The sequence below is a fragment of the Bradyrhizobium sp. OAE829 genome (genome assembly GCF_040546575.1).
Lineage (GTDB): Bacteria > Pseudomonadota > Alphaproteobacteria > Rhizobiales > Xanthobacteraceae > Bradyrhizobium.
The window spans coordinates 426,791-451,500 of record NZ_JBEPOE010000001.1 but is presented as its reverse complement, the minus strand read 5'-3'; the positions used below and the strand labels follow the sequence as shown (position 1 = coordinate 451,500).

General features: G+C 62.8%; 37 protein-coding genes. 13 read left to right on the top strand and 24 right to left on the bottom strand.

Translation table 11 applies throughout. The annotated features are described in order from the left end of the window. Window positions 1–18 precede the first annotated feature (18 nt). Window positions 19–294, top strand: a complete 276-nt coding sequence (locus ABIE49_RS02035) for a metal-sensitive transcriptional regulator (protein WP_192739747.1) — start codon at window positions 19–21, stop codon at window positions 292–294. A 12-nt stretch (window positions 295–306) separates the two neighbouring features. Here the strand turns inward: ABIE49_RS02035 and ABIE49_RS02030 are convergent, their stop codons facing one another. The 3 genes from ABIE49_RS02030 to ABIE49_RS02020 all read right to left on the bottom strand — a co-directional run bounded on the left by ABIE49_RS02030 (window position 307) and on the right by ABIE49_RS02020 (window position 3,040). After that, the gene (locus ABIE49_RS02030; RefSeq protein WP_192739748.1) at window positions 307–738 is read right to left on the bottom strand and encodes a hypothetical protein; all 432 of its coding nucleotides are present in this window, start codon (window positions 736–738) and stop codon (window positions 307–309) included. Window positions 739–933: 195 nt separating this feature from the next. Next, window positions 934–1,314: a hypothetical protein gene (locus ABIE49_RS02025; protein ID WP_192739872.1), complete on the bottom strand. Its 381-nt coding sequence runs from the start codon at window positions 1,312–1,314 to the stop codon at window positions 934–936. Window positions 1,315–1,435: 121 nt separating this feature from the next. Continuing rightward, a complete protein-coding gene (locus ABIE49_RS02020) occupies window positions 1,436–3,040 on the bottom strand; it encodes an AMP-binding protein (RefSeq protein WP_192739749.1) in 1,605 nt (534 codons plus the stop codon). Between the two features lie 248 nt (window positions 3,041–3,288). On the opposite strand from ABIE49_RS02020, the gene ABIE49_RS02015 reads away from it, so the two are divergent. The 3 genes from ABIE49_RS02015 (at window position 3,289) to ABIE49_RS02005 (ending at window position 4,672) form a co-directional block, all read left to right on the top strand. After that, window positions 3,289–3,447, top strand: coding sequence for a hypothetical protein (locus ABIE49_RS02015; RefSeq protein ID WP_192739750.1), 159 nt, complete (start codon window positions 3,289–3,291; stop codon window positions 3,445–3,447). Window positions 3,448–3,576: 129 nt separating this feature from the next. After that, window positions 3,577–4,365, top strand: coding sequence for an SDR family NAD(P)-dependent oxidoreductase (locus tag ABIE49_RS02010; RefSeq protein ID WP_192739751.1), 789 nt, complete (start codon window positions 3,577–3,579; stop codon window positions 4,363–4,365). Between the two features lie 121 nt (window positions 4,366–4,486). Further along, window positions 4,487–4,672 (top strand): hypothetical protein, encoded by a 186-nt coding sequence (locus ABIE49_RS02005; protein ID WP_192739752.1) that lies wholly within the window; start codon window positions 4,487–4,489, stop codon window positions 4,670–4,672. 25 nt (window positions 4,673–4,697) lie between these two features. Here ABIE49_RS02005 and ABIE49_RS02000 read toward each other — a convergent pair whose 3' ends face one another. Continuing rightward, the gene (locus ABIE49_RS02000) at window positions 4,698–4,964 is read right to left on the bottom strand and encodes a hypothetical protein (protein WP_192739753.1); all 267 of its coding nucleotides are present in this window, start codon (window positions 4,962–4,964) and stop codon (window positions 4,698–4,700) included. A 126-nt stretch (window positions 4,965–5,090) separates the two neighbouring features. Here ABIE49_RS02000 and ABIE49_RS01995 point away from each other — a divergent pair, with 126 nt between their 5' ends. Both ABIE49_RS01995 and ABIE49_RS01990 read left to right on the top strand, forming a co-directional pair. Continuing rightward, a complete protein-coding gene (locus ABIE49_RS01995; RefSeq protein ID WP_192739754.1) occupies window positions 5,091–5,231 on the top strand; it encodes a hypothetical protein in 141 nt (46 codons plus the stop codon). Window positions 5,232–5,291: 60 nt separating this feature from the next. Further along, complete coding sequence (locus ABIE49_RS01990) at window positions 5,292–5,882, top strand: NADPH-dependent FMN reductase (RefSeq protein WP_192739755.1); 591 nt, start codon at window positions 5,292–5,294, stop codon at window positions 5,880–5,882. Window positions 5,883–5,891: 9 nt separating this feature from the next. Here ABIE49_RS01990 and ABIE49_RS01985 read toward each other — a convergent pair whose 3' ends face one another. From ABIE49_RS01985 to ABIE49_RS01975, 3 genes are all read right to left on the bottom strand, one after another. Next, entirely contained in the window at window positions 5,892–6,068 is a 177-nt protein-coding gene (locus ABIE49_RS01985; protein ID WP_192739756.1) for a hypothetical protein, read from the bottom strand. 8 nt (window positions 6,069–6,076) lie between these two features. Then, window positions 6,077–6,310: a DUF6894 family protein gene (locus ABIE49_RS01980; protein ID WP_192739757.1), complete on the bottom strand. Its 234-nt coding sequence runs from the start codon at window positions 6,308–6,310 to the stop codon at window positions 6,077–6,079. A 403-nt stretch (window positions 6,311–6,713) separates the two neighbouring features. Beyond that, entirely contained in the window at window positions 6,714–6,896 is a 183-nt protein-coding gene (locus tag ABIE49_RS01975; RefSeq protein ID WP_192739758.1) for a hypothetical protein, read from the bottom strand. 75 nt (window positions 6,897–6,971) lie between these two features. Between ABIE49_RS01975 and ABIE49_RS01970 the strand changes: the two genes are divergently transcribed. The 3 genes from ABIE49_RS01970 (at window position 6,972) to ABIE49_RS01960 (ending at window position 8,643) form a co-directional block, all read left to right on the top strand. Then, window positions 6,972–7,346: a nucleotidyl cyclase domain-containing protein gene (locus tag ABIE49_RS01970; protein ID WP_192739759.1), complete on the top strand. Its 375-nt coding sequence runs from the start codon at window positions 6,972–6,974 to the stop codon at window positions 7,344–7,346. A gap of 28 nt (window positions 7,347–7,374) precedes the next feature. Beyond that, window positions 7,375–7,764: a cupin domain-containing protein gene (locus ABIE49_RS01965; protein WP_192739760.1), complete on the top strand. Its 390-nt coding sequence runs from the start codon at window positions 7,375–7,377 to the stop codon at window positions 7,762–7,764. 291 nt (window positions 7,765–8,055) lie between these two features. Then, a complete protein-coding gene (locus ABIE49_RS01960; RefSeq protein ID WP_192739761.1) occupies window positions 8,056–8,643 on the top strand; it encodes a septal ring lytic transglycosylase RlpA family protein in 588 nt (195 codons plus the stop codon). 27 nt (window positions 8,644–8,670) lie between these two features. Here ABIE49_RS01960 and ABIE49_RS01955 read toward each other — a convergent pair whose 3' ends face one another. Genes ABIE49_RS01955 through ABIE49_RS01945 form a run of 3 tightly spaced genes read right to left on the bottom strand, consistent with a single transcriptional unit; the run spans window position 8,671 to window position 10,123 of the window. Further along, the gene (locus ABIE49_RS01955) at window positions 8,671–9,243 is read right to left on the bottom strand and encodes a histidine phosphatase family protein (RefSeq protein WP_192739762.1); all 573 of its coding nucleotides are present in this window, start codon (window positions 9,241–9,243) and stop codon (window positions 8,671–8,673) included. A 28-nt stretch (window positions 9,244–9,271) separates the two neighbouring features. Further along, complete coding sequence (locus tag ABIE49_RS01950; protein ID WP_210337517.1) at window positions 9,272–9,760, bottom strand: DUF6644 family protein; 489 nt, start codon at window positions 9,758–9,760, stop codon at window positions 9,272–9,274. 6 nt (window positions 9,761–9,766) lie between these two features. Further along, the gene (locus ABIE49_RS01945; protein WP_192739763.1) at window positions 9,767–10,123 is read right to left on the bottom strand and encodes a DUF6152 family protein; all 357 of its coding nucleotides are present in this window, start codon (window positions 10,121–10,123) and stop codon (window positions 9,767–9,769) included. Between the two features lie 213 nt (window positions 10,124–10,336). Here ABIE49_RS01945 and ABIE49_RS01940 point away from each other — a divergent pair, with 213 nt between their 5' ends. Beyond that, window positions 10,337–11,395 carry an AI-2E family transporter gene (locus ABIE49_RS01940; protein WP_192739874.1) on the top strand — a complete coding sequence of 353 codons (1,059 nt, stop codon included), beginning with the start codon at window positions 10,337–10,339 and terminating at the stop codon, window positions 11,393–11,395. Window positions 11,396–11,454: 59 nt separating this feature from the next. Here ABIE49_RS01940 and ABIE49_RS01935 read toward each other — a convergent pair whose 3' ends face one another. The 8 genes from ABIE49_RS01935 to ABIE49_RS01900 form a co-directional block, all read right to left on the bottom strand. Next, entirely contained in the window at window positions 11,455–12,366 is a 912-nt protein-coding gene (locus tag ABIE49_RS01935; RefSeq protein ID WP_192739764.1) for a ketopantoate reductase family protein, read from the bottom strand. 7 nt (window positions 12,367–12,373) lie between these two features. Continuing rightward, window positions 12,374–12,976, bottom strand: a complete 603-nt coding sequence (locus tag ABIE49_RS01930; RefSeq protein WP_210337519.1) for a pyridoxamine 5'-phosphate oxidase family protein — start codon at window positions 12,974–12,976, stop codon at window positions 12,374–12,376. A gap of 39 nt (window positions 12,977–13,015) precedes the next feature. Further along, window positions 13,016–14,098, bottom strand: a complete 1,083-nt coding sequence (locus ABIE49_RS01925; protein ID WP_192739765.1) for a helix-turn-helix transcriptional regulator — start codon at window positions 14,096–14,098, stop codon at window positions 13,016–13,018. 102 nt (window positions 14,099–14,200) lie between these two features. After that, complete coding sequence (gene hisC / locus ABIE49_RS01920) at window positions 14,201–15,259, bottom strand: histidinol-phosphate transaminase (RefSeq protein ID WP_192739766.1); 1,059 nt, start codon at window positions 15,257–15,259, stop codon at window positions 14,201–14,203. 132 nt (window positions 15,260–15,391) lie between these two features. Beyond that, entirely contained in the window at window positions 15,392–15,544 is a 153-nt protein-coding gene (locus ABIE49_RS01915) for a hypothetical protein (protein WP_192739767.1), read from the bottom strand. A gap of 95 nt (window positions 15,545–15,639) precedes the next feature. Further along, window positions 15,640–16,524: a pyridoxal kinase PdxY gene (pdxY, locus tag ABIE49_RS01910; RefSeq protein WP_192739768.1), complete on the bottom strand. Its 885-nt coding sequence runs from the start codon at window positions 16,522–16,524 to the stop codon at window positions 15,640–15,642. Between the two features lie 100 nt (window positions 16,525–16,624). Beyond that, window positions 16,625–16,969 carry a tRNA-binding protein gene (locus ABIE49_RS01905; RefSeq protein ID WP_192739769.1) on the bottom strand — a complete coding sequence of 115 codons (345 nt, stop codon included), beginning with the start codon at window positions 16,967–16,969 and terminating at the stop codon, window positions 16,625–16,627. A 143-nt stretch (window positions 16,970–17,112) separates the two neighbouring features. Further along, entirely contained in the window at window positions 17,113–17,460 is a 348-nt protein-coding gene (locus ABIE49_RS01900; protein WP_192739770.1) for a hypothetical protein, read from the bottom strand. A 164-nt stretch (window positions 17,461–17,624) separates the two neighbouring features. Here ABIE49_RS01900 and ABIE49_RS01895 point away from each other — a divergent pair, with 164 nt between their 5' ends. Beyond that, entirely contained in the window at window positions 17,625–18,686 is a 1,062-nt protein-coding gene (locus ABIE49_RS01895) for a dipeptidase (RefSeq protein WP_192739771.1), read from the top strand. Between the two features lie 773 nt (window positions 18,687–19,459). Here the strand turns inward: ABIE49_RS01895 and ABIE49_RS01890 are convergent. Together ABIE49_RS01890 and ABIE49_RS01885 are read right to left on the bottom strand one after the other, a co-directional pair. Then, window positions 19,460–19,675, bottom strand: coding sequence for a hypothetical protein (locus ABIE49_RS01890; protein WP_192739772.1), 216 nt, complete (start codon window positions 19,673–19,675; stop codon window positions 19,460–19,462). A 194-nt stretch (window positions 19,676–19,869) separates the two neighbouring features. Next, window positions 19,870–20,703: a hypothetical protein gene (locus ABIE49_RS01885; protein WP_354066544.1), complete on the bottom strand. Its 834-nt coding sequence runs from the start codon at window positions 20,701–20,703 to the stop codon at window positions 19,870–19,872. A gap of 353 nt (window positions 20,704–21,056) precedes the next feature. Here ABIE49_RS01885 and ABIE49_RS01880 point away from each other — a divergent pair, with 353 nt between their 5' ends. Continuing rightward, the gene (locus tag ABIE49_RS01880) at window positions 21,057–21,326 is read left to right on the top strand and encodes a hypothetical protein (protein WP_192739774.1); all 270 of its coding nucleotides are present in this window, start codon (window positions 21,057–21,059) and stop codon (window positions 21,324–21,326) included. A 764-nt stretch (window positions 21,327–22,090) separates the two neighbouring features. Here ABIE49_RS01880 and ABIE49_RS01875 read toward each other — a convergent pair. From ABIE49_RS01875 to ABIE49_RS01860, 4 genes are all read right to left on the bottom strand, one after another. After that, a complete protein-coding gene (locus tag ABIE49_RS01875; protein WP_192739775.1) occupies window positions 22,091–22,288 on the bottom strand; it encodes a hypothetical protein in 198 nt (65 codons plus the stop codon). Between the two features lie 229 nt (window positions 22,289–22,517). Next, window positions 22,518–22,952 (bottom strand): hypothetical protein, encoded by a 435-nt coding sequence (locus ABIE49_RS01870; protein ID WP_192739776.1) that lies wholly within the window; start codon window positions 22,950–22,952, stop codon window positions 22,518–22,520. A gap of 182 nt (window positions 22,953–23,134) precedes the next feature. Further along, window positions 23,135–23,323: a hypothetical protein gene (locus ABIE49_RS01865; protein ID WP_192739777.1), complete on the bottom strand. Its 189-nt coding sequence runs from the start codon at window positions 23,321–23,323 to the stop codon at window positions 23,135–23,137. 199 nt (window positions 23,324–23,522) lie between these two features. Further along, on the bottom strand, window positions 23,523–23,861 hold the full coding sequence (locus ABIE49_RS01860) for a hypothetical protein (RefSeq protein WP_192739778.1): 339 nt from the start codon (window positions 23,859–23,861) through the stop codon (window positions 23,523–23,525). Window positions 23,862–24,124: 263 nt separating this feature from the next. Between ABIE49_RS01860 and ABIE49_RS01855 the strand changes: the two genes are divergently transcribed. Then, window positions 24,125–24,313 (top strand): hypothetical protein, encoded by a 189-nt coding sequence (locus tag ABIE49_RS01855; protein ID WP_192739779.1) that lies wholly within the window; start codon window positions 24,125–24,127, stop codon window positions 24,311–24,313. The last annotated feature ends 397 nt before the right edge of the window (window positions 24,314–24,710 follow it).

Sequence of the window (24,710 nt, the reverse complement as noted above, 5' to 3'; positions counted from 1 at the left end):
TAGGGGTATATAGGCCGCATGAGAAAAGACATCAAGGCATCCTGTCAAAAACGTCTGAGCCGGATTGAGGGCCAGGTCCGCGGCCTGTCCCGGATGGTGGACGAGGACCGCTACTGCATCGATATCGTGACGCAGATATCGGCGGTGCGCGCCGCGCTCCGGCGCGTCGAGGAAGAGGTGTTGAAGGATCATGTCTCGCATTGCGTCGAGCACGCGATTGCGAGTGGTGACAAGACGGATCAGCGCCAGAAAATATCGGAGTTGATGGCGGTCATCGGCCGGTCTGACCGATAAGACGCGATCGTGTCACCGCCGGCGGCGTGCAATCGCGCCGGCAACGGTCTGCATGGTAATTCCCACGACCCAGCCGAGCATGATCATCCAGGTCCAGGCGAGGTGCGGATCGTGACGCAGCACGATCACGCAGACGGAGGCAAAGGCTGCGGCCGCGGCGAGGAACGTGCCGACCGCGCTGAGCAGTTCCGGCGCGTCGATCTTGCCATCCCAATGCCCGTCCGTCGGCTTGCCATCGGTGTAGAAGGGACGTTGCGGGGTGTCGATGCCCAGATAGAATCCGACTGCGCCGCCGAGCATCATCAAAAGCAGGAAAGCCTGTGACGTGAACTGCGGGATGCTGGTGCCGACGAGTGCAGCCACAAACAATCCGCTTGCAGCGCCGGCCATCGCAAGGCCAAGGCGCTCCAGGACGTGCGCGGTCTTTCTGACGCGGGTTTGCATGGGGGCTCCCGCCGACTGTGAGGAAGGAGGTTAGGCCGTTTTGGTGCCGGTTGAAAGACGTCTACAAGTTGAAAGACGTCTACAAGGAGACGTGATACGCGCCGACGGATCCGTGTAAGCGGCGGTTACGGATAAGCGTGATGCGCCAGCCAGCGCGGTGAATCAGGCCGTGCCACCGTCCTTGCGAAACGGTTGCTAGTTCTTGGCGCGGATAAAGCCTGCAAGCCTGCCCTTCTGGGTCTCGCACCAGGTCGACATGCCGACGCGCCGCTGGTCGAGGTCCGTCGTCCTCGTCGCGATGGCGACCTCCTGCAAGAGCAGGTCATCCGGGCGCTCACCCATTTTTCCGCCGGTATGCACGTACGCAATGGCCTTTCGGACTTGCTCGGTGGTGCCATCCGGCTGCTGCATCTCCTGGGCCTTCTGCACCAGATCCTGATAGACGACGTCCGTGCCGGGGCATTCCACCTTGGCCGCGAACGCCTGCAACATCAGCGTCACATATTCCGAGCGAGGGCCGGCATGCGCCGCCGTCGCAACGAAAACCAAACCGACAAGCAACGTAGCACCGCGCATCATGACCTCTCCCTGACACTCTTCCTTAGGCTTTTCCGGTTTTGTCCTCTAGGCTTTTCCGGTTTTGGCGAGGCTAGCGCCGACGGCAGCCCCGCACAACCTTCGAAAAGCGTCTGGCGCATCAAAGCGCCGTCAGTTCGCCCTTTGCCCAGATCTCGCGCAACTTGAACTTCTGGATCTTGCCGGAGCCCGTCAGCGGAAACGCCTCGACCACGAACCAATGTTTGGGCGTCTTGTGCGGGGCCAGCGAGGCCCGCATGTAGGCGGACAGTTCCTCCTTGTCGATCACGGCACCTTGCGCCGGGCGGATGAAGGCGGCGACTTCCTCGCCCCATTTTTCGTGCGGCAGTCCGACCACGGCGATCTCGCTGATCTTGGGATGGCGGAACAGCAGTTCCTCAAGTTCGCGCGGATAGATGTTCTCGCCGCCGCGGATGATCATGTCCTTGAGCCGGCCCTCGACGGTGCAGTAGCCGCGGGCGTCCATCGCGCAGAGGTCGCCGGTATGCAGCCAGCCATCGGCGTCGATGGAAGCGGCCGTGGCGTCCGGCATCTCGAAATAGCCGAGCATGACGTGGTAGCCGCGCGTGCAGAACTCGCCGATCTCGCCAATCGGCACGGTCTTGCCGGTGTCGGGATTGACGATCTTGTTCTCCATGTTTGGCAGCGGCAGGCCGATGGTGCCGGCCTTGTCCGCGATGGTGTCTGACGTCTTGGTCATCGCCGCCACCGGCGAGCATTCGGTCTGGCCGAACACGATGGTGAAGGGCGCGCCGAGTTCTTTTTCGAACCGCGTCACCAGTGCGGCCGGCACGGTCGAACCGCCCGAGCAGATCGCCTTGACCGACGACAGGTCTGTCGTGGCGAAGGAGGGATGCTCCAGCATCGCCACCAGCATGGTGGGAACGCCCACCATGGCGTTGCCACGATAGGTCGCAAACATTTCCAGCACGAGGCCCGGCTCGAACGCTTCGATCAGCACTTGGGTTGCCACGCGCGACACCGCGCCGAGCACGCAGCAGACGCATCCGCCGGTGTGGAACAACGGCATCGTGGTGATGAAGACGTCGCCGGGCTCGACCCCCATCTGCACGGCGGTATCGGCGCCGTTATTGGCAAGCCCGCGGTGATGCAGCAGCGCGCCCTTTGGGAATCCTGTTGTGCCTGACGTGTACTGGATCATCACCGGATCGGTCGGCTTGACGTCCGGCAGTGCGATACTGTGGTCGTCGCCGGGGGCGATGAAGGTATCCCAGTCGTCGAACGAGATGACCTCGCGCAATTCCGGGCAGCGCGGCGCGACCTGATGCAGGGTTTCCAGCATCGGATTGCCGCGGAACGCCGGCACCACGAAGACGCCGGCCGCGCGGGACTGCTTCAGCACATATTCGACCTCGTTGGCCCGAAAACCCGGATTGACGGTGACCAGCACCATCCCGGCCATCGCGGCGCCGAACTCCATCATCACCCATTCCGGCAAATTATACGCCCAGACGGCGATCCGCTCGCCCGGCTTGAAGCGGCGGAGCAGGGCGCGCGCCGTGCGCTGCGCCTCGGTGTGAAGTTCCGCATACGTCCACTGGCGCCGCGCCGCAGGGTCGGGGACACCCGCAATCAGCGCGAGCCGGTCCGGCGCCGAGCGTGCGGCCTGCTCCAGCAACTGGCCGAGTGTGACGTCGCGGACGGTGGTGGAAACACCCGCGACGTGAGATTCCTTCAAGGCCATTGTCTCTCCCATGGGTCTTTGCCGGTATGACGCCGATTTGCGGCAATTGACCGGACTATGGCATCCGCCGCTTGTGTTTTGCAGCCGGGTTCCCAAAGAAAATTTGCGGTTTTGCCAGCCTCGTCGGCCGCTTGCGAAAGGCGGCCGGCCTGTTCCCTGGGTAACAGCGTCCGGCTCTGAAAGGCGGCATTCTCCTGATCACGAACAGAGGACGCGATGGTCGCGCCCCGCACCCCAAGGAGATTGCCATGACGATCCAGATCGAACGCTTCGCTGCCCGCAATGAACTCGCCGAAAACGAGCTTGATATCGTGTCGGGCGGCGTGCGCTATGAAATCACGCGCGAAGAATGGGAACGCCGGGCCGCGACCAATACGTTCGACAAGCCGGATGCCAAGAAGAGATAACTGCACGGAAGGTCTGATTTGGAGGCCCGGACGCCCCGTCCGGGCCTTTGCGTTTTCGCTCTCGGCTGATCCTGCCGCCATCGTGTTAGGATGACGCGCGACGTGTGTCACACCGAGGGGACGGCCGCCATGAGCCTGTTGAGCAATCCATTCGACCCCGCCCGCGAGGCGGCGCTGGTGACCGGCGCCGGCAACGGCATTGGGCGGGCCATTGCGCAGGCGCTGGTCGGCGAGGGCGTGCGGACCGTTTTCGCCGATATCAGCGAGGAGCGGGTCGCGGCTGCGATCAAGGCTTCGCCGCGGCCGGAACTGGCCGTGCCGTGGGTCGGCGATCTCGCCAACTCTGCCGCGCGCGAAACGCTGCTGAAGCAGGCGCAATCCGCCGTCGGGCGGGTGACCCATTTCGTGCACAGCGCCTCGCCGCCGCGGCGGGAGGCCGATCATGCCATGGCCGTCAGCACTGAGACCTGGGCGCAGATGCATGCGGTCAATCTCGAGGCCGGCTTTCACCTTTCGCGCGAACTGGCGCGGGGGCTGATCGCGGCGAAGCAGCCCGGCTCGTTCCTGCTGCTGACCTCGCTGCATTCAGGCACGCCGCGCAATCTGCCGCATTATTCGACCGCCAAGGCCGGCATGGCGATGCTGGTGAAGGAGCTCGCCAAAACGTTCGGTCGCTACGGCATCCGCGTCAATGCGCTGGTGCCCGGCGCGATTGCCGCCGGCGGTTTTGTTGCCGATCCGTCGCTGGCAAAACACATTCCGCTCGGCCGTCTCGGGGAAGCCGGCGACCTCGCACCAATGGCGCTGGCGATGCTGTCGAACCGGGTATCGGCCTATGTCACGGGCTCGGCGATCACGATCGACGGCGGCCTGTCGCTGACCAACTGGTTCGAACCGCCGGAGCTCGGAGAAATCTGAGGCGGAACCCGGATGAGGGGTGCCCGGCGTGGAACGAGCGGGCCGGTTCAGCGGTTCTCACAACAGGCCGCAGCCCTGCAGGGGAACCGGCTGCTGCGGCGCCAACCTCAGGGAGCGCGACATGACATCCGAGATGCAAATCCACACCATCGCGCGGCAGATGCTCGAGAAGCATGGGCCGGCGGCGATCGCCCAGGCGGCGCAGAACGCCGTCGCCTGCGAGCGCAAGGGCGAGGCCGAGGAGGCCAGCGAGTGGCGCCATATCGAAGACGCCATGAAGATGATGCGGGGACCGCATCAGAGCTGACAGCCATGTCGGTCGCTGGATGCCGCTATCTCGGCGCCAGCGACGAGAAAGTCTGCCGGGTCCAGATATAGGGATCGCCGATCAGTCCGAGCGCGTGCAACAGCGCGGCGAACGCGAAGCTGACGAAACAGGCCTTGCAGAACTGGATGGCATAGAATCCGCCGGGATTTTCCTTGGCGTCGATGACCATGCCGCGGCTTTTCAAACTTCCGGCGCGGAGTTCGTTGACGATCGACCACGTCAGATAGACAGCGAGGAGTGAGACGACAGTGGTGCGGAGCAGCGGCGACATGGGCATGGATCCAGTGGGTGGCGAGTCTGGCAAGTCCATTGGTCGTGCGGGCCCGCCGGGAGTTCAGGGGCCGGCGACGACGGGAGGAGGCCGTGAACCCTTTTCCATCCACCGCGACAAAAGGGCATGGAAAACATAGCTCGATACATCGGCGTGACGCTGATACTCGGCTTCTTCGTCTGGGGCATGATCGGTTTCTATCGCGGCCTGACGATGCCCAGGAACGAGCATCGTCTGGATCGCACGGGCGATACCTGGTTTAGCTGAACCCGGTGCTGCTGACGCCGGCTCGCGCACACACGGCAGTCGTGCTAGCCTGCCGCCACCATGACCCATCGCATTCTGGTCCTCTACGGCTCCTATCGCTCTGACCGCATGGGCATCCGTCTCGCCCAGTTCATCGTCGAAGGCCTGCGCGGCCGCGGCGACGATGTCGAACTGATCGACGCCAAGGCGGTCGGCCTGCCAATGCTGGACCGGATGTACAAGGAGCATCCGAAAGGCCAGGCGCCGGCGGTGCTCGAAGAGCTCGCGGGAAAGATCCGCGGTGCCGATGGCTTTGTCTTCATCACCGGCGAATACAATTGGGGCATGCAGCCCGGCCTGAAAAACCTCACCGACCATTTTCTCGAAGAGTGGTTCTGGCGCCCGGCCGCCATCGTCAGCTATTCGGCCGGCCGTCTCTCCGGCGCCCGCGCCGCGACCGCCTGGCACGGCACGCTCTCCGAGATGGGCATGGTGGTGATCTCTTCCACGATCGGGGTCGGGCCGATCGCGCAAACCCTCTCCGACGACGGCAAGCCGACCGACGAGGCCGGCAAGGCGCTGGAGCGGGCGTTCCGCCGCTTTGCGGATGATCTGGCGTGGTGGGTGGAAGCGGCCAAGGCGCAGCGGGCGAAGAAGGCGCCGCCGTATTGAGCGGCTAAGTCAGATGGCCGCAGCGGCTGCCGCGCCATGCTTGGCGTACCATTTCGGCCCCGGGCCGCGCATGTAATGCCGCTCGGGCCGGTAGCCGTCGAATGCGCGGTTGACCAGGCGATACCAGCCCGTGACGATTCGGTCGAGGCGGTGGAACAGCGGCCTGGTGATTTGCGCGGTGCTCATGACAATGCTCAGTTCGGCTTGCCGAGAACGGACGAGAAGGAGATTTCGAAGATCTCGTCGTCGAAATCGTCGCTGACATGCACGACCCAGTCGCGCCAGTCTTCCGCGCTTTTTTCCATGATCAGCGATCGCACCACGCAGGCGGCGCGGTCGCGCGCCTCGGCGAGGTTGCTCACAACCGCGCCGAACTGATCGACGCGAACTTCGCGGGAACTGGAGCAGTGGAAATAGACCTGGGCCATCTTGGTCTCCTTCACAAAGCGAATCGAATCTGCATCTTCAAAAATAGCAGCGGCGGATTCCGCGGGATATTCCGGTAGAATCCCGACGGGGAATTACGGGCATGTCCCGCAACGTGACAGCAAACCTACCTGGACGAATCGTGCGGTTCCGTGATTCACATCACTCTGATTCTGTTAACGTTCGATTAACCAAACTCGCGCAGGATTTCCGCCATGGGATCGCAGCGGAACCGGACCCGAGCCGGCAGTTGCAAGAGAGGCCGGTGGCGTAACGCCCGCCGGCCTTTTCTCTTGGTGGCACGTCGTTGACTTCCGGTTCGAGCTTCAAGCAAGCGTGATTGCCGATCCCCTCCAGGGATTCGCTTACGCAGGGATGAGGCGTAGCGGAGGAGCTGGCGATGACTTACGCCCGCGAATTGCGCGCAAAGGTCATGCTGATCTCGGAGCGCGTCTTGCTGACGTTGGAGAGGATCTCGCCCATCAGCTTCAGGTTGGCCATCATCTCCTGGATCAGGAATCCACCCGCCACGCGTTCGAGCTGTTCGGGGGCCAGCTCCTGCACCTTTGTATCGTGATCGCACGTCATGGCGTTCTCCTTGCGGGTTGACGTAGGGGATTGCATCCACGTGCGGCAGCCTCGTCCAGGAGCACGGGCTCGGCCGTGATCCCGATCACGTTGTGGAAAATTGCTTCGGCCTTCGCCCGTTGGGCTACGCCAAGGCCGGTCGCTCGCAATGACGATTTTTTTGACGTCAGGAGTGCTTTGGAAAGGGATCGCTTAGCGGGTGTTCGCGTCGCCTTCTTTCAGGTAGCATCGGCGCATGAGCGAACCGGGACCTTGTTTGCGGCCCTGCCGGTGAACGTCGCCTCGCGGGTCCAGGGCCTTGCGGCGTCACGCTCGATCGTGGTGACGGAATCTGTGGTGGAGAGCGCGAAAGCGCGGTCGTTGCTCGAAACCAAGGGGCTAACGCCAGTACCCAGAAGCGTGGCGTTGAGCGGGATCGCGGACAAGGTGTCGGTCTACGAGATATCCTGATTACGATTGGCAACACGGAGAAGCAGCCATGAACAAGCCCGTGCCCGTCAACCCGCCCGAACTGCGCTCGACCTTCGTCGCGGCATCGTCGATGCCCTGGCAGCCGACGGACTTCGACGGAATTCAGATGAAGATCCTCTACAGGGACGACGAAGGACGCTCGACCATCCTGTTCAAGATGGCGCCCGGCGCGGTCGTGCCGCTGCACGAGCACACCGCGCTCGAACAGACTTTTATGCTCGAAGGATCGCTGGAAGATGCCGAGGGCAGTTGCGGCGCGGGTGACTTCGTGTGGCGGCCTGGCGGCAACATCCACGTCGCGCATTCGCCCAACGGGGCGACTTTCATCTCCGTTTTCAATCGGCCGAACCGCTTTTTCGACGGCAGCAAGTTTTTCACGGCGGACGAGCTGAAGTAGGACGGGGTAAGGCGGTAGCGCCCAACGGGTCCGCGCAAAGCGCAGCCCGATGACAGGCTCCGGAGCAATTCGGCGTCAGCGATCATCCAAGGCGGCGGATGACGCTGCGCTGATCGCACATCCCGCCTGCGACACCCACGAGAGCTGTGACCCAATCACCACACCCCAACGGAATTGCGCTGGCGGGGCCGGGTCTGACGTTTTCCGGCCCCGGTTCCGCCCCGATTGGATTCGGACGATAGGCCGTGCTGGTTTTCGGCTTGGGCTGGGGCGCAAGTTGGGGATCGCAACATGTCCATCGACCGCGCTGCTACTTCGTACGTCGACATCGGAACGAACCGCACTCAGCGCCAGGCACCGCCTTTGATGCCGGCCGTGGGGAAAGTCATTCGGCTGCTGGCCGTTGGCGTGGCAGCAGCATCGCTGGCGGCATGTTCCCAGACCACGGGCGTCAGCCCGAAATCCGAACTTCGCGCCAGCCGGGTGGCGTCGCTGGACCATGATCGAATGTCGTCCCCCATGATCAAGAGGCGCGTGGCGGCGACAAGAAAGTACACCCGGCTCGCGTCGCGCAAAGATGCAGGCAAGCCCAGGACGACGGCCTCGCATGGGGTGGCGAGCTTCTACACCGAGGGCACCAAGACCGCGAGCGGTGAAAGATTCAACACGATGGACATGACCGCGGCGCATCCGACATTGCCGTTCGGCACCAAGCTGCGCGTGACGGATGTCTCGAGCGGCAAGTCCGTGACGGTGCGGGTCAATGACCGCGGTCCCTACGTTCCGGGGCGTGTCGTCGACGTTTCCTATTCCGCGGCGGACGCGCTCGGAATGGTCGGAAAAGGCCTCACCAATGTCAAACTCGACGTGGTGCAGTAGGGGACAGGAACAGGCGGTCGCTGCACGTCAATCGAGCAGCAGACGGCCGACAGGCTCGATGCCGGCGGCGCTTCCGCTTCGGACCACCACGATCTCACCGCTTGCCGGCGAGATGCTGGTGAGAGCCAGAATGTTCGCGCCGTGCGTCACGACCAGAAGGCTTCCACGGCCGGTCCATTTGCCGATCACCGCGCGGGCCCCGGCGGTCAAAGCCTCTGTCTGATCGCGCAGCACGACCACATTGCCGAATGTCGGCGCGGCTTCGACCGGTCCCAGTTCCAGCAGAGTTGCCGTGTCGATGCAGCGACACCATGGCGAGGCGAGGATTTGATCGACTGCGATCCCCTCCGACTTGAGCCGCGCGCCGATCCTTTTGGCGTCGGCGCGGCCCTTGGCGCTGAGGTTGCGCTGGGTGGCGCAGTCATCGATGCGAAACCCCGGCGGATCGCCGACGCCACCCGGCGCATCGGCATGGCGCATCAGCGCGACATGACCGCCCGCGCGCAAGGCGGACCATGCAGCGTCGTCGGCGCGCGCGATGTCCGCCGCGGCGGCAATGCCGAGGACAAGGGCGACGATGGCGAAACCGTTGCGGCGCATGGCGGCGACCCCTTTCAGAGAATGTACGTCAAAGATAAGCGATCAGACGCCCGGCGCAGACGGCGCCGAGCCACAGCAGCAGCGACACCAGCGCGGTAACCTTGGCGCCGGCGGGGGCTTCATCGTGCCAGAGCGCCACGCGCCGCCACGGGCCGGCATGGGCGATCACGACGTTGACCAGGGCGGCGGCGATCAGCAACAGCTTGGCCTGGAACGCCGGGTTGCGCACCACGTGCGAGGCATCAGCGCTGAACAACAGGAAGCCCATGCTGACCGCCAGCACAAAGCCGATGCGCGACAACGGCAGCAGCAATTTCGCCATCGGCCCGATCGGGATTGCACGCCCCCATCCGAGCAGTCTCAAATCGAGTGCCAGGATCGACCCCACCAGCACGACGAAGCCGAGGATGTGCAGGATTTCGACCGCGGGATAAAGCGCGGGCGACGAGCGCATCAGATGACCCAGCGCGCTTTCCTGCAAGGCAAGGAAGATCGACGCGGCGGGGTGCTGTTCCACGCGGGCTTATCGCAATTCGATGCGCTTGCCGTCGAGAATGACGTATTCGATGCGCGCTTCGTCCGGCTTGCTGGTGTGGGGATAGCCGAACACGGTGCAGGTCTTGCCGGGCGCGATCATGTCCGACGTGATGCCGCGCGCCTGCATGCGCGAAGGCGGCGCCAGCACGAAGTGCCAATGCTTGCCGCCATCCTCCATCTCGATCTCGCAGTGCGGGTTCCCGAAGGTCGATTTCAGGATCTTGCCGGTCACAGTGAAAGATTTCGAGGTGTCGTATCCGCCCCAGCCGTGATGGGCGGCCGCAGCGCCTGGCGCAAGGGCAGCCGCTAGCGAGAGGAACAGGCGTCGGGTGATTGTCGTCATGACGGCCTCTGCACGATGGAGGACGACACCGATCCGTGCCGGATCATAGCGGGTTTTGCGTGACCATTCAAATGATCCGGAATAATGCACGTCGTCATCAGGGCGCTCGAGGAGGCAACGATTGAGCCCGTCAAAAGTTCTATCCGCGATGTTCGAGAAGTGCCGTCCGGTTCATTGCCGCGGCAGTGCGGTGAAGCCACAAGGAGACCGGCGGTGCGCAGGATTGAGGATCAAAGTTTTCTGCTGTTGTTGCTCGTGGTCAGCATCGCGTTTGGCTGGATTCTGCAACCATTTTACGGCGCTATTCTCTGGGCCACCGCCGCCGCCGTCATTTTTGCGCCGCTCAATCGGAAGCTGCTGGTCAGGACGGGCGAGAGACCAGGGATCGCTGCCCTGGTTACGGTCCTGATCATCATCGCAATGGTCATTTTACCCCTGGCGATGATCGCGGCCTCCCTGACTCAGGAAGCCTCCAACCTTTACGCCAAGGTCCAGTCCGGAGAGTATGACTTCGCCCGCTACATTCAGCGGATATTCGATGCACTGCCGGCCTGGGCCACAGGTTTGCTTGATCGCTTCAACCTGAACAATCTCCCGGCCGTTCGCGACTGGCTGGCATCCGGCGCGATGAAGGGTGGACAGGTCCTGGCGCCTCAGGCGCTCAGCATCGGCATGAACACGTTCGACTTCCTGATTGGCCTCGGCATCATGCTGTATCTTTTGTTTTTTCTGTTGCGTGACGGCAAAGCGCTGGCTGATCGGATCAAGCGGGTCGTTCCACTTCGCGCCGATCAAAAGGCGGCACTGTTCGGCAGATTCGCCGATGTCGTCCGCGCGACGGTGAAAGGAGGCATCCTGGTTGCCATCGCCCAGGGCACGCTTGGCGGGCTGGCGTTCTGGTTTCTGGGGATTCACGCGCCGTTGTTGTGGGCGGTGTTGATGGCCTTCCTGTCCCTCCTGCCGGCCATCGGATCCGGCCTCGTCTGGGTGCCTGTTGCAATCTACCTGTTGGCCAGCGGCGCCGTGTGGCAGGGCGTTGCCCTGATCGTGTACGGGGTGCTCGTCATCGGATTGGTGGACAATCTCCTCCGTCCATTCCTGATCGGGAAAGACGCCAAGCTGCCCGACTATGTCGTGCTGATTTCGACGCTCGGCGGCATTGAAGTGTTCGGCTTGAACGGCTTTGTGATCGGCCCGGTGATTGCAGCGATGTTCATGGTGACCTGGGAGAGTTTCTCCGCCTCCCGGCACGACGCCGGGGCTACCAGCTAGCTCGGCAATCGGCCGCCTGCGGAAAATCGATCGCGAGGCGATATGACGTTACGGGAACGCTACGTCCGTCTCTCGGACAATTCCTTGCCGCGCTCCGCCAGCTTCACCATCACCTGCAGCGCCTGATTGGTCGGCGTGGGAATGCCGAGTTCAGCGCCCTTGCGCACCACATAGCCGTTGAGAAAGTCGATCTCGCTGGGCTTGCCGCGCGCCAGATCCTGCGCGGTGGAGGACATCTGGTTCGGCATGTTGGCGGGGATCTTCATGATGTGCCCGGTGATGTCGTCGGGGATCGCGACCCCGCTGGCGCGGGCGACCGCGATCGCCTCCTGCACCGCGCGGGCGACGACATCCCTGACGCCATCGACTTCCAGCATCGGTCCGTAGGAAATGCCGGCCACGGCGGACAGCGCGTTGAAGGCGCAGTTGATGATCAGCTTGCTCCACAGCGTGACTTCGATGTCATCCGATATCGTAATGCCGACACCGGCGGCTCGCAGTGTTTGCGCCAGCGCTTCGCTGGCGGCGGAGGCGCCGATCGCAAGATCGCCGCCGCCGTGATGCCTGACATGGCCGGGACCGGCCATCTCGCTGCCGACATAGACGACGACAGGAATTACCGCGTGGCCGATGATGGCGGCGAGGCGCGGCGCGTTGTCGACGCCGTTCTGCAGGCTAAGCACGGAGGTTTCCGGCCGCAGGCGACCGGCCAGCGACCGGCCGGCCTGCTCGGTATCGGCCGACTTGACGCACACCAGCACCAGATCCGGCGAGGCGAGGGCGCCGGCGTCGGTTGCGGCTTTGGCGGGCAGATGTCCCTTGAACGTCCTGGTGTCGAGCAGCAGGCCGTTTGCGTTGATGGCGTCGACATGCGGCTGCCGGCCGATGAACGTCACCTCATGTCCTGCCCGCAGCAGCAATCCCCCATAGTAGCAACCGACCGCTCCGGCGCCGACGACCGCGACTTGCATGCTGTTCCTAGCCCTTGAAGGTGGGCTGGAGTGGATGCACGTAATCCTTAAAGCTGTCAAAGCCCTTCCATACCGGCTCGGGCGCCTCATATCCGGCGCGCGGCGCGTAAACCGAGGGATCGTTGAGCTGCATGTCCGGGATGTAGCGCGGACAATTCGGAAAGATCACGCGCGCGGCGACGCGGACGATCAGCTGCGCGCCGACGGTGCTGGCGAGCAGTGGATCCTCGCGGCTGACGGTTGCCGTGCCGTTGACCCGCAGGCGCTGCGGCCTGCCATGCATGGCAATGAACAACAGGCCGACATCGGCGTTCACCAGAATATTGCCGAGGCTCTTGAACATGCCATTGCCGTCGTAATCGGGGAAGGCGAGCTCGGACGGCCCGGTGACGGTCACGAAGCCCGGCATGCCGCCCTTGAACGAGCAATCGGGCCGGCCCTCGGCATCGGCGGTCGCCAGGAAAAAGTACGGCTGGTTCTCGATGAACATCCGGTCGTCAGGTGTGAATTCCTCGCGGGAAAATTCCTCCAGACGATCGGAAATCCGGCGGCTGTCGAACTGATCCTGCAGCCGGCGATTGCCCTCGTGAAACATGACGGTATCGGTCATCGCTTGCCTCCTCGGTCACGGGGCGGGTCGGGCAGGTGCTTACAGCAGCTTTGCCAGCACCGCGACCAGCTCGGCCTGCCGGTGCACGCCGGTCTTGGCGAAGATGCTCTTGAGCTGGCTCCGCGCGGTCTCCTTTCCGATCCCGAATTGATCGGCGACGTTTTCCAGGGACTCGCCGCGCGCCAGCTGGGTCGCGAGCCTGGCTTCCGCCTGGGTCAGGCGAAACACCGTACGCAAGTTCGTTTCCGGCGCTGGAGATCGGCTATCGGGATCGATCAGAATGACCATGGCCTGGCAATCCGCCAGCGCATTGGCGGTCGAATTCGAAAGTCGCGCCGGGTACGCAAGCAGCGGCCGGCCGGTCGCACGAGGCAGCGCGACCGGCGCGGAAAGTCCGCCGGTCGGACGCCACAGCAAATCGTGAAGGGCGCGGTTCAGGGCCGTCGTCGCCCGAATGTCCTTGGCGGTCAGTTGGCCCTTTACGATCCTGATATCATCCACCAGAAGGCGTTCGGCCGGGGCATTGGCCTTGAATACATGGCCATGGCGGTTGATCAGGACGACCGCCGTGCCGCTCATTTCAAAAGCTTCCAGCGCGCCTGACGCGGCCGAAGCGCTCAGCGCGCGGGCGATCGCGGCGCCGGCCGAAAGACGGCTCGATATCCGCGCCAGTTCGTCCTTCTCGTCCGCCGAAAACGGCCCCTGATCGATCGTGCGCTGCAGCGCCACCGCCCACAGGTCCTCGCCGCAGGCAACCTTGACACCGGCGTACCAGCGCAGGCCATGCGGTCCGAGGAACTCCTGGTAGTACGGATGTTTGGCGATCTCATCGGCGCTGTGGCCGTCGAAATCGTCAGCGACCCCGCGCTGCGTCAGGGTCGGGACGGTGCGCATGCGCTCGTCCTGCGAGTGCCAGCCATCCCGGAAATAGTCCTCCATCACTCTGGAGACACTTTCGGTATAGGGAACGTTGGGAAGGGCATCGCCCGACAGGGGCAGCATGACGGCGCCGAAGCTCCCGGTGGCCGCGGCCACGGAAGTGAGCGCCTGGACCCAGCGCGCGGGATCAAGGCCAGCCTCGGCAAATTCCTGTTCGGCGGGGCCGAAATTCCACGCTGGCAAGGGTTCTCCCGATCGCAAGCTAGAATCTGAAGCTGCTCAGAAATTACGCCGTGGCTGATGGGAAGGCAATAACAAGCCCAAGTTTGAGCGGATGCCTAGGCGCTACCCAAGGATTTCCGACAGCGCCGACAACAACCGGTCGGTTTGCCCGTCGGTGCCGACGGTTATCCGCAGATAGTCGGATATCCGGGGCGCGGCGAAATGGCGGACGATCACCGCGCGCTGGCGCAGCGCTGCGGCCAGCGCCGCGCCCTGATGCGCTGGATGAAGCGCGAACACGAAGTTGGCGGAGGACGGCAGCACGTCGAAGCCAAGCCGGGCCAAGCCCTGGGTAAGCCGCTCGCGGCCTGCGATCACGCTTGCGCGGCTGCTCTGAAACCAGGCTTCGTCCTCCAGTGCGGCGATGGCGCCGGCCTGGGCGGGGCGGCCGAGCGGATAGGAGTTGAAGCTGTCCTTTACCCGCGTCAGCGCCTCGATCAGCCCGGCGTCGCCGATCGCATAGCCGACGCGCAAGCCCGCGAGCGCCCTCGATTTCGACATGGTTTGCACGACCAGCAGGTTCGGGTGCGAAGCGACCAGCGGGATCGCGGTCTCGGCGCCGAAATCGACATAGGCCTCGTCGATCACGACGGGCGCGTCGGGATGCTGCTCCAGCAAGGAAGCAATTTCGGCCCGCGACAGCGCCACCCCGGTCGGCGCATTCGGATTGGGCACGATGATCGCGCCGGCGGTGCGGCGATAATCGGCGAGCCGGATCCGCATCGCATCATCGAGCGGCACGGCCTCATAGGCGATGCCGAACAGGCGGCAATAGACCGGGTAGAAGCTGTAGGTGATGTCGGGGAATAGCAGCGGCGCATCGTGCTTCAGGAGGGCAGCGAAGGCGTGGGCCAGCACCTCGTCCGAGCCGTTGCCGACGAACACCTGCTCGGGGCGTACCTTGTGGTAGGCGGCGAGCGCCGAGCACAGCGCTGACGCCTGCGGGTCCGGATAGAGGCGCAAGCTATCGGCGGCCTCGCCACGGATGGCTTCCAGCACGCGCGGGGAAGGGCCCAGCGGGCTTTCATTGGTGTTGAGCTTGACCAGATCCGCGATGCGGGGCTGTTCGCCCGGCACGTAGGGTTTCAGGTCGTGCGTCAGGCGGCTCCAGAAACGGCTCATGTCTTCTCCAGCGAGTACGGCGGATTCCGCCGTCTTTGGAGTAGCACAACAGCGGGGCGATAGGCATCCGCTGCCCCACCCCTTCCGCATGCGGAAGAGGTGGGCGGCCGTCATTCGATCCCTGTGTCGGGCTCACTTCAAATTGGCGAACATAATCTTGACTGCGAGGATCTGTTCGTACTGTTCCTTGGTCACCTGCACGCGTTGCTTGCCGCCCGACACGGCGTTGAGGTCCTTGTCGGAGAGCGCATCGATCTTCGCATTCACAGCTTTGTCGGCGTTCATGGCAGTTCTCCCTGTGGCAGGGGGTGCGCGACCACCGCGTCCCGTTCTGTGATCTGGAGCATGTCTCGCGCCGAACGCGAGTTCCGTGACTCACATCACGCCAGACCGGTTGAGGTTTGAACCTGCGATCCGCCGAAAGCGACCGCCTCGAACCGCCGCTTCGGGTGGACGAGCAGCTCCGCGCTCTCGACAATCCGCATTTCCTCGGTGCCGCGCGCCGCGGTGCGCTCCAGCACGGCTGATATGGCCGACGCCGCGTGGCCGAGCGCTTCCGGAGTGGCTCTGTTCTGAACGCGCGCGGAGGTGAAGAGCGCGGCGAACAGATCGCCGGTGCCATTCGGGCTGACGGGCAGTTTCGGCGTGCGCACGCGCCAGGCGCTTGTCCGCTCGATGGCGAGGGTCTCGATCTCTCCATCAGGCGTGTCAGGCAATTCGGCCGACGTGACGACAACCGTCGATGGACCGCGCGCCATCAGTCCGCGCGCCGCATCCAGCATCTGGGCAGACGTCGTGGCCTTCGCCCCGCACAGCCATTCGAACTCGAAATGATTGGGCGTGATGATGTCGGCGAGGCCGCATAGCCGGTCGCGCACCAGCGGCGGGATGTCGGCTTTCACGAACAGGCCGCGGTCGCGATCGCCGAGCACGGGATCGCAGACATAGCAGAGGGCCGGGTTGCGGGCTTTGGCGCGCGCGACGAAGTCGGCGACGACGGCGGCATTGTCAGCCGAGCCGAGATAGCCCGACAGGATCATCTGACAGGTGTCGACCGCCCCGCGCTCCTCGATCCCGAGCAGGAGATCAGCGACCAATTGCGCCTCCAGCACCCGGCCGCGGATGGTTGGATAGCCCGGCCGGTTGCTCAGCAACGTCGTCGGCACCGCAATGACGTCGATGCCATGCATCTGCATCGGAAACACCGCGGCAGAGTTGCCGACATGGCCGTAAGCGACCTGGGACTGGATGGAGATCACGGTCATGAAATCGAATGTAGCCGGGATGGAGCGCAGCGCAATCCGGGGGGTGTTGACGCGGTCCCGGATGTCGCTGCTTATCCGGGCTACTTGTACTTCGGACCACTCAAAACACAGGCTCGCCGATCGCCACCTCGCTGCGCGGGCCGAGGACGATGACGCTGCCTTCGGCGTCCTTTGCGCCCAGGATCAAGAGTTCGGAGGTGAAGCCCGCGATGTTCTTCGCACCCAGATTGCAGACGCAGACGACCAGCGAGCCGAGCAGGGCTGCGGGCTCATAGTTTGTGATCTGCGCGCTCGACCACATGATCCTGTCAGCGCCGACGTCGACGCCGACCTTGAAGGAGGGATTGCGCGCGCGGGGGAACGGCTGGATGTCCACGACCTTGCCGATCCGGATGTCGAGACGGGAAAAATCGTCGTAGGTGGCCGGGGGCTTCAAAGGGGACATGTCTTGCGTATGGCATACTAGCGATGTCACCGGAAGTGAGTTGCGCAAGCAAGCGGCCGATGGGACGTCTCGCGCAAGGCGGTGAGGTCGCGCGGATCGGCCGAAGCTGTCATCCGCCGTTTCGTATCAGCCAAGGCGGCGGATTACGCCTTCGACTCAATCCGCCCTGCAGATTTCTTCGATATCCTGATCGACACGGAGCCGCGGCGCATGTCGGTAATCCCTGACGATCTGAGAAATGCACGCCGCTGGACGAAACCCTCATCGGGGTCCGCGGTAATGCAGCCGTCCTGCAGCTCATCGTCGAGGAATACGCTGACATCATAGCCGTCCGCGATGAGCGCCAGATGATTGCGGTAGCCGGGATCGAACATCACAGACGATATACGGCCAAGGAAATGCTGTTGTACAAAGCGGCGGAGTTCAAATGCGTCCGCGGTCATCACGCGTAACTCCAAATCGATGCGTGATGCTGGCTGAACAATGCGCATGTCCCGGATTTGTTCCTCCGGAATCTCTCCCGTTAAGCTGTCGCCCCTGCGTACGCAGGCCGCAGCGGGCTCCCTGCTCATTAGAGGTTGCACAGGGACAGGTTCTGCGGAAAATTGCAGGCGATCTCGCAACTCGCGATATCTGTCACGGGCACCTGTAAGCAATGACCACCAACATTTCCATCTTCGACGGCCACAACGATGTTCTGCTGCGTCTTTACAAGTCGGCTTCCAGCAATGTGGTGTCCGATTTCCTTGATGGCGAAGACGCCGGCCATATCGACCTGAAAAAGGCCAGGGCCGGAGCTTTCGTCGGCGGTCTGTTCGCGATGTACTCGCCATCGCCAGGCAATTTTGCGTCGCTCAGCAAGCAGATGACGGGCGGCCGTTATGCCGTGCCGCTTCCTGATCCGCTTCCGATCGAAAAGGCACGGAAATCCGTCGCCGGTGAGCTGGCGGTCCTGATGCGGGTTGTCAGGGGATCGCAGGGCGCCGTGGCGCTTTGCAAGACGACCGCGGAGATCCGTTCGGCGATCGCGCGCGGAGCGCTGGCGGTGGTGCTTCATCTGGAAGGCGCCGAAGCCATCGACGGTGATCTGCATTTTCTGGAGGTGCTGTACGCGGCGGGCCTGCGCTCGCTGGGACCGGTCTGGAGCCGGAACAACATTTTTGGTCATGGCGTCCCGTTCCAGTTTCCCGGCGGACCGGATACCGGCGACGGGCTGACCGTATCAGGTGAAAAGCTCGTCAGCGCCTGCAACGAAATGAAGATCCTCGTCGACCTCTCGCATATCACCGAAAAGGGCTTTTGGGATGTCGCGCGCCTCTCCAAGGCGCCGCTGGTCGCGACGCATTCCAACGCGCATGCGTTGTGCCCTTCGCCGAGAAACCTGACCGACCGGCAACTGGCAGCGATCCGCGATTCCGCAGGCATGGTCGGTCTCAACTTCGCGACCTGCTTTCTTCGCCCTGACGGCAGCATGGCCGCGGATACGGATGTCGAACTGATGGTGCGTCAGCTCGACTACCTCATCGACAAGCTCGGCGAGGACCATGTCGGATTTGGATCGGATTTCGACGGCGCAACCGTGCCGGCGAAAATCGGCTCGGCGGCCGGGCTGCCCGTGCTCATCGGGGCTCTCCGCCAAAGTGGATACTCCGAACCGCTGTTGAAGAAGCTGGGCTCGACCAATTGGCTCAATCTGCTCGAGCGCACGATTGGCTGAAACCGGGAGTCGTCGCTCCGGTGACGACCACGCCTGCTGCCTGCCGCCCGCAGCGGGCTTCGGCTGAACATGCACTGTTCGAGTTGGCGCGCTCTTCGGCAAATTCGGGGTACTCCGAAAGAGCGCCGTTCGCGCTTCGGAATGCGGACTTCTTCACGCAAACCGGTCGGACGCCGGCGGGCGTGAACTTCACTTCGGGGGCGGACTGGTGTTTCCAGTTCGCGAACCGCCCCACGACCCGTTGTTCGAGATCGGGGTGATAAAATCCCTGTGCAGGGCGGTTGGTCTGCTGGCGCCATCGAACAACACGGTAACGCCCGTGTTGCTATGGCTCACCTCGACGACGATCCCAGTTTGCCCGGCCAGTTCCGGGCATCGAGCGGCTCCCAGCTCACTCATCTTAAAACGAGTGCCGGCAACCAATCTGGTGGTTTCCTGATCCATCCCTCAAGCTATTCAATAGTGAAAAGGTCTTTCCGGCTAAAATGCAGTGATACCAACTGGTTATATTAATTAATTGCGCGACTCAGGTAGCGGGAATTTTAAATCGTTCCGGGCGTGGCCGTCTGTTCGATATCCGACATTCCGGGCAGTGCGACTTTTTACTGGGAACCCGAATGACGCGATCGACGAAACCGGGAACCGGGGCGTGTACGGCGCTAATCAATATTGGTCGCAGGCTGCGTTCGTTTGGTTCAAAGGGCGGGGCCTCAGCCCGCGCCTCTGACCGGTTGGCAGGTGAGGGCGCGCCTCTCATCCGAGAGGCGGCGCATTCATGCTTCGTCTTTGGGCACGTATTTGCCCGCGATGCATTTGTATCGCTGTAGTTTCCATTGGTGATACGGACCCTTCGCGAGCCATTCGGCAATGCCGATTTGCGCATTGACCATACAGGCGGTCATGGTGATCCCCGACTGGTCACTATTGGTGACGACTTTCTCGAGGCATAGCTGGCCGTTGCAGAGAACGGCGACAAGAGTAACGAGCATGGTGTCCTTCGTTGATAGGAAATTCCCGGTCAACTAACTCCATGCAGGCTTCATGCCATGATTCTGCATGCGCCGTACGCAGCCAAAGGCTTGCCCGGTAGTACTACGGGCGCGCGAATCCAAACGCCGCAAGCGCGCTACTCGGTGGGAGATTGACGCAACGAATCCGCGCAAGGCGCGGCTCAGCTACGGCTCTACGGGCTGCGAGGCGACCACGGCCATGACACTGACGGTGGCGGTTTTTTGGCTTGCGGCCGCGCCGGGGCTGGCGCCGGCTTTTGCGTCTGAGCGACATTGGCCTGCCGCGGACGCGGCAGTGGTGTTCCGGGCATCACCTTTGGCTCTTCAGGGATCATCTTTGGTTCTTCAGACATCGCCTTCGGCACTTCGGATATCGCCTTTGGCTCTTCGGGCAGTGCGTTTAACTCCGAAGCGCTGGCGATGATGCGGGCGAGTTGTTGCTGGCTTGCGTTGACGCGTTCGGTCAGCGTCTGGCTTTCGCGCGCCATCTGGATCTGTGCGGCCCTGAGCTGGTCGATGACGCCGTTGTTGCGCGCGATTTCTTCCCGGCCCGCCGCCAATTGGCTTCTGAGATTTTCATTGTCGCGGACCAGTTGCTCTTGCGCCACCTTGTACTGTTCGAGGGATTGCCTCAAGGCAGCGAGATCTCGCGTCATCGGTTGCAGCTGCTGCTCCAGCCCGGCAGACGCGGCAACAGCGACAGGTGCGGCGTCTTTCGGCGCAGCGGCTTGCGGTGCGGTCTGTGCCAGAACCATCGGAGCTGAGGGCGCCGTCGCTGCCGTATCAGGGGAGGATGGCCACCACCAGGCGACGAGACCAATGGCTGCTGCCAACAGGCAACCGGCGACAGCCAGATGGCGCCAATCTGCCAATCGGTGGCTCGTCGGCGGCAGAGGGGCAGGCGTCTTCGCGCTGGGCGGCGAAGAACTAAATCCCGCCTCGCGCGCCAGGTTCGAAAGCTGCTCCTCCAGGCTCGCGATCTGCCCTTCGGCAAGCCTGTTGCTCATTGTGGAATCCATTTGGTGCTCCGTCTCACATGCAATGGCACCCGCCTGAAAGCGATCCGCACATCTGGGTTTTAACGCAGCCGAGGAGGCGGAACTATGTTCACGGCCGGAGAACTACGGAAGGAACTCTGACCGTTTGCGAGCGCGCCGCATTCGTCGCCGGCCAGCGTAGCCCGCCCGCGAAATTTTCGCGAACCTTCACGGCGTCTCGTGCGACCAACGCGTGGTTCCGCATTCCATGATCACCATCATCACATTACCGCATCACATTATTGTGCGTTGCAGCATTGAACTATTGCGACGCAACAATTGACACCTAGATCCGTGTTCCAAGCCATCGAAGGAGAATTGCCGTGAAGAAGATTTCCCTGTCCGTCGCTGCCGCCGCGATGTTCGCGATCACGGCCGCCGGTGGCGCTGTCGCAGCCGAGTTGCCGTCCTACGAAAAGGCAGGCTTGCCGGTCTCGGCCGTGCAGCTTCAGGTGATGGGCGCAGAAAACGTCCAGCAAGCATCGCCGGCCACCACGTCGGCCACGCCGGTTCAGCTCAGCGTCCTGACACCGCGGAGCAAGATCACGACCGCCCAAGGCCGCAGCGAAACCGTCGGCCGCGCCATTCAGTAAGGACAGATGCTTGATCGGCGCTTCAACCGGCGCCGACGCACGAGCAGCTTGTCGCGTTTGATAAAAGCCCGCGATGTCGTCGCGGGCTTTTTGTCGTGATGAGGGCGCGCGACGGCGAAGCAACGTGTCGTTAGGAATTGATCAGTGCTGATTTGCGCGATTCCGATTCGTTCTTTGCGAACAAACTGGAGTCGGATGGAGAACAAAGCCGCTTGTTGCTCCGCCGATAAAAGGCTTCGGCGTATTCCGCCGCCTTGGCTGATGCATACTGCGCTGGGGCCAGGCCAGCAGGGCGCTTCTGTTGTGTTGGGACTTGCGCGTTTCCTTGTGCCCGCACCGCAGGCACTCGTAGGTCTGCCTCTCGCATTGGGCTGGAGTGATGCGGACCATGTGCATGTGGCACTGGGGGCAAAGCGGTCTTGACTGTTTTGGCATGCGTGTCGGGTATCATTCCGGACACAGCGGTACTTGTCAGCGCACGCCAAACGTTTGCTGAACTCCGCCAAAAGCGGCACAGCATCCCCGAGTAGGTTACCGCTAGCCCCATGCGACACGCGACACCGCTCACCGACTTGGTGTGCTGATCGTACACAAAAATTAAAGCCGGGAATGCGCGATGGCTAATATCCTGAAACGTCGCGGTCGCGCGGTACCCGCATCGGATTTTCGGCCGTCAGTACCTTGCCGCCGACTGCGCAGGTCGCCATCCTTCGACGGTCCCGCGCCGACGGTCATCACGCCGCGTCGGCCTGCACCCGGTGCGCTTACCCCTGTTGGGTCAGTTGCTGCATAATCTGCTGAAACATTTGGGCCGCATCGTTCTGACCACCCCCACCACCGTCCGTTCCTCCGCCTTTGATTTCCAGCACTTTGACCGCAATTAGGGGGAGCCGCATAAAACCGCCAGACACCGCATCAAGCTCGCGCACATTCAGAACTTCGCTCGCGTTATCATTGGTCATCATAATTCCCCTTAAGCCAGCGGGATTGCCGGTGCGGCCACCTTTAGCGGTACCGTTCTCGTCGCGATGTGACGGCGATCACATCCCAGCCCTCGCGACCGGCGACAGCGGCAGTCCAGGCGCGACCGGGCAACGGCCCGCACCATCGCCCACGGTGGTGCACGAAATTTGATTTGCGCGCGAAGCGACGCAGCGAGCGCAGCGGTCTACGCCTTCGCCTCAGAGCGCATCAGTCGGCGTCGGCGATCTGCCGCTCGTAGTCGGAAGCATTGGATTTATCCGTCATGACCTGCGGACAGCGGAAGCAGGCCGCTTTGCCTTCCTGACGAAACCAGCGGCAGGTGGATCTGATCTGGCACGCAGGAAGCGCGTTGACCACGACCGGGGTGCCCGCGACGATGCGTTCGGCCAGGCTGCACGCGTTGCCCTTGAAGTGCTTGCAGCCGCCGCTGGCGCCGGCGCACGGCGCCGCAATTCTGAAAAGTTGCGTGGGCTTGGCTGACCCTGCCAGCGCCAGCAGGTTTTCGGAAACCGGCAAGGTCTCGGTGAGATAGCCGACCCTGTGATCTTCAGGCGTGCCTGTCACGACGCCAAAGACGCGCGCGCCATCAGCGGTTGCCTGGGCACTCGGGCAGTCGATCTCTTGGCTGGATCCTCGGGACATCAAACGACCCTCCGGTTCGCGGCCGACGCCGATCGATCGCCTCACCGCAGCTGGGTGTGCAGCGGGACGCGCAATCCGCGGCTCTGCCTTGAACGCTCAGTCTCGCAAATGCTTATCTGAAAAGCCTTCGAGACGGCGTCCGGCGCATCACGCGCCAATCGCCATCCCGCATATGGAATCAACTAACTTGTCAGCTTGGTGGTGGTCGTCTTCGGTCCAACGGCGCCTGTCGTGGTCGTGCCGGTGCCCTTGGGATCGATGCGCCTGATCATGCCGCCTGCGACGGCTTCGAGTTGCTCCGGCTTGAGCTGAACCGGCGCTTCGACCTTCTTGTCGGCGGACTTCTGGGAGTTCGTATCAGACTTTTTCATCTGCGCTTCTCCTCTGCCGAGACGAAGCGACCATCCGCTTCGACTGTGGAGGGATGCTATCACGGAGTGGGTGATTTACCAGATCGTAGAGTGGTGTTGCTGTGTGACCGCCGTCACAACGGAAGGAGCGGCGGCAGTTATTGCGCGGAAGCGCGGCGATGCCATTTCACAATTCGTCTGGCCACGAGGATGGCCGCAACTAGGCGACGCTTACGGCCATGAAAGCGAAGGAGGGGAGCTGGAGTGCTCGCATGTGCGTTAGAACAAGGGGAAAATAGAATGCGGCGCTCATCAGGACGAGAGCCGCCCAATGCGACATGAACCCGAGTACCCGGGAAATCCCCATGAAAAAGAACGGCATCAGAAACATGCCGACCGCGATCCCGCTCCCGATCGTCTGCCAAAGCGACGGGGCCGGACGGGGGCCGAGATAGCTGACCTGGCAAGCCATAAGGATGCCCCAGGCAATCGATGCGCCGGCCGCGGCGGCAATGAACGCGGGCTCATCGTTGCCAAGGAGAACCTTCGCAACGCGCACGGTAATCGATTTCTTGCAAGGTTCTGACATTGGTCGTGGCAAGCCCATGTTCGAGATCGTCTCTGCTGGCCGCAATCTGCCTTGAACCTGCGCTTCCCGGTGTGATGCTCCGCACAGTTCGTGGATTCATCTCGAAGCGAAATTCGAAGCATCGCGGTTGGGCTGTGCACGTGATTCAAATCACGGAAATTGATCCGCCGTGGTCTCACCCTGACCGGATGGATCGAAGGATGATCCTTCTTTCATATCCAACGGAGCAGAACATGAAGACGCGGAAGGATGAACTCGGCAGCCTGCAGGACGCGGTCGAATTGACGGTCGTCGAACTCGATCAGGTGAGCGGCGGACGGCGCGCGATCGAAGGGGAGATCCAGTACCTGAATTGGGTCAAACAGTTTTATTCGCCATGGGCGAACATCAACTTCGGCGGCGGCCGGACCATGGTCGCCTAGGGTTGTGTTGTCGAGGTTGGAGCGGCCTCGTCAACAGGACGAATATCGTCGGCGTATGAGAGCGAGCAGGGCGGATCGGCGACCTGTCCGCCGTAGCTCAACGAGCGAAGGCGGAAGCGTGATCCGCCGCTTTGAAGCAAGGCGGCGGATTGCGCTGCGCTCCAAATCCGCCCTGCGAGCTTTTTCGTCGTGATGTGGGCACACAACGGCGAAGCAACGTGTTGTTAGGAATTGATCCGCGCCGATTTGCACGATTCCGATTCGTTCTTTGCGAACAGACTGGAGTCGGATGGAGAACAAAGCCGGTGCTGCCGCGTGGTTCTCTGCGGTCGATGTCTCAAGCGTTGGAGCTTGCGTCTTTTCATGAACGGCGGCGGACAAGCCGCCTCGAATCGTG

What these genes read in the sequence shown, in the direction of transcription:
- ABIE49_RS01895 (WP_192739771.1), top strand. Translation starts at nt 17,625, where the DNA reads ATGACCACCAACATTTCCATCTTCGACGGCCACAACGATGTTCTGCTG.
- ABIE49_RS01990 (WP_192739755.1), top strand. Translation starts at nt 5,292, where the DNA reads ATGACCCATCGCATTCTGGTCCTCTACGGCTCCTATCGCTCTGACCGC.
- ABIE49_RS01855 (WP_192739779.1), top strand. Translation starts at nt 24,125, where the DNA reads ATGAAGACGCGGAAGGATGAACTCGGCAGCCTGCAGGACGCGGTCGAA.
- ABIE49_RS01875 (WP_192739775.1), bottom strand. Translation starts at nt 22,288, where the DNA reads ATGACCAATGATAACGCGAGCGAAGTTCTGAATGTGCGCGAGCTTGAT.
- ABIE49_RS01975 (WP_192739758.1), bottom strand. Translation starts at nt 6,896, where the DNA reads ATGACGTGCGATCACGATACAAAGGTGCAGGAGCTGGCCCCCGAACAG.
- ABIE49_RS02000 (WP_192739753.1), bottom strand. Translation starts at nt 4,964, where the DNA reads ATGTCGCCGCTGCTCCGCACCACTGTCGTCTCACTCCTCGCTGTCTAT.
- ABIE49_RS01955 (WP_192739762.1), bottom strand. Translation starts at nt 9,243, where the DNA reads ATGCGCCGCAACGGTTTCGCCATCGTCGCCCTTGTCCTCGGCATTGCC.
- ABIE49_RS01945 (WP_192739763.1), bottom strand. Translation starts at nt 10,123, where the DNA reads ATGACGACAATCACCCGACGCCTGTTCCTCTCGCTAGCGGCTGCCCTT.
- ABIE49_RS02035 (WP_192739747.1), top strand. Translation starts at nt 19, where the DNA reads ATGAGAAAAGACATCAAGGCATCCTGTCAAAAACGTCTGAGCCGGATT.
- ABIE49_RS02005 (WP_192739752.1), top strand. Translation starts at nt 4,487, where the DNA reads ATGACATCCGAGATGCAAATCCACACCATCGCGCGGCAGATGCTCGAG.
- ABIE49_RS01870 (WP_192739776.1), bottom strand. Translation starts at nt 22,952, where the DNA reads ATGTCCCGAGGATCCAGCCAAGAGATCGACTGCCCGAGTGCCCAGGCA.
- ABIE49_RS01985 (WP_192739756.1), bottom strand. Translation starts at nt 6,068, where the DNA reads ATGAGCACCGCGCAAATCACCAGGCCGCTGTTCCACCGCCTCGACCGA.
- ABIE49_RS01900 (WP_192739770.1), bottom strand. Translation starts at nt 17,460, where the DNA reads ATGCGCATTGTTCAGCCAGCATCACGCATCGATTTGGAGTTACGCGTG.
- ABIE49_RS01890 (WP_192739772.1), bottom strand. Translation starts at nt 19,675, where the DNA reads ATGCTCGTTACTCTTGTCGCCGTTCTCTGCAACGGCCAGCTATGCCTC.
- ABIE49_RS01885 (WP_354066544.1), bottom strand. Translation starts at nt 20,703, where the DNA reads ATGAGCAACAGGCTTGCCGAAGGGCAGATCGCGAGCCTGGAGGAGCAG.
- ABIE49_RS02020 (WP_192739749.1), bottom strand. Translation starts at nt 3,040, where the DNA reads ATGGCCTTGAAGGAATCTCACGTCGCGGGTGTTTCCACCACCGTCCGC.
- ABIE49_RS02010 (WP_192739751.1), top strand. Translation starts at nt 3,577, where the DNA reads ATGAGCCTGTTGAGCAATCCATTCGACCCCGCCCGCGAGGCGGCGCTG.
- ABIE49_RS01905 (WP_192739769.1), bottom strand. Translation starts at nt 16,969, where the DNA reads ATGTCCCCTTTGAAGCCCCCGGCCACCTACGACGATTTTTCCCGTCTC.
- ABIE49_RS01865 (WP_192739777.1), bottom strand. Translation starts at nt 23,323, where the DNA reads ATGAAAAAGTCTGATACGAACTCCCAGAAGTCCGCCGACAAGAAGGTC.
- ABIE49_RS02025 (WP_192739872.1), bottom strand. Translation starts at nt 1,314, where the DNA reads ATGCGCGGTGCTACGTTGCTTGTCGGTTTGGTTTTCGTTGCGACGGCG.
- ABIE49_RS01995 (WP_192739754.1), top strand. Translation starts at nt 5,091, where the DNA reads ATGGAAAACATAGCTCGATACATCGGCGTGACGCTGATACTCGGCTTC.
- ABIE49_RS01930 (WP_210337519.1), bottom strand. Translation starts at nt 12,976, where the DNA reads ATGACCGATACCGTCATGTTTCACGAGGGCAATCGCCGGCTGCAGGAT.
- ABIE49_RS01915 (WP_192739767.1), bottom strand. Translation starts at nt 15,544, where the DNA reads ATGAACGCCGACAAAGCTGTGAATGCGAAGATCGATGCGCTCTCCGAC.
- ABIE49_RS01965 (WP_192739760.1), top strand. Translation starts at nt 7,375, where the DNA reads ATGAACAAGCCCGTGCCCGTCAACCCGCCCGAACTGCGCTCGACCTTC.
- pdxY (WP_192739768.1), bottom strand. Translation starts at nt 16,524, where the DNA reads ATGACCGTGATCTCCATCCAGTCCCAGGTCGCTTACGGCCATGTCGGC.
- ABIE49_RS01960 (WP_192739761.1), top strand. Translation starts at nt 8,056, where the DNA reads ATGTCCATCGACCGCGCTGCTACTTCGTACGTCGACATCGGAACGAAC.
- ABIE49_RS01935 (WP_192739764.1), bottom strand. Translation starts at nt 12,366, where the DNA reads ATGCAAGTCGCGGTCGTCGGCGCCGGAGCGGTCGGTTGCTACTATGGG.
- ABIE49_RS02030 (WP_192739748.1), bottom strand. Translation starts at nt 738, where the DNA reads ATGCAAACCCGCGTCAGAAAGACCGCGCACGTCCTGGAGCGCCTTGGC.
- hisC (WP_192739766.1), bottom strand. Translation starts at nt 15,259, where the DNA reads ATGAGCCGTTTCTGGAGCCGCCTGACGCACGACCTGAAACCCTACGTG.
- ABIE49_RS01980 (WP_192739757.1), bottom strand. Translation starts at nt 6,310, where the DNA reads ATGGCCCAGGTCTATTTCCACTGCTCCAGTTCCCGCGAAGTTCGCGTC.
- ABIE49_RS02015 (WP_192739750.1), top strand. Translation starts at nt 3,289, where the DNA reads ATGACGATCCAGATCGAACGCTTCGCTGCCCGCAATGAACTCGCCGAA.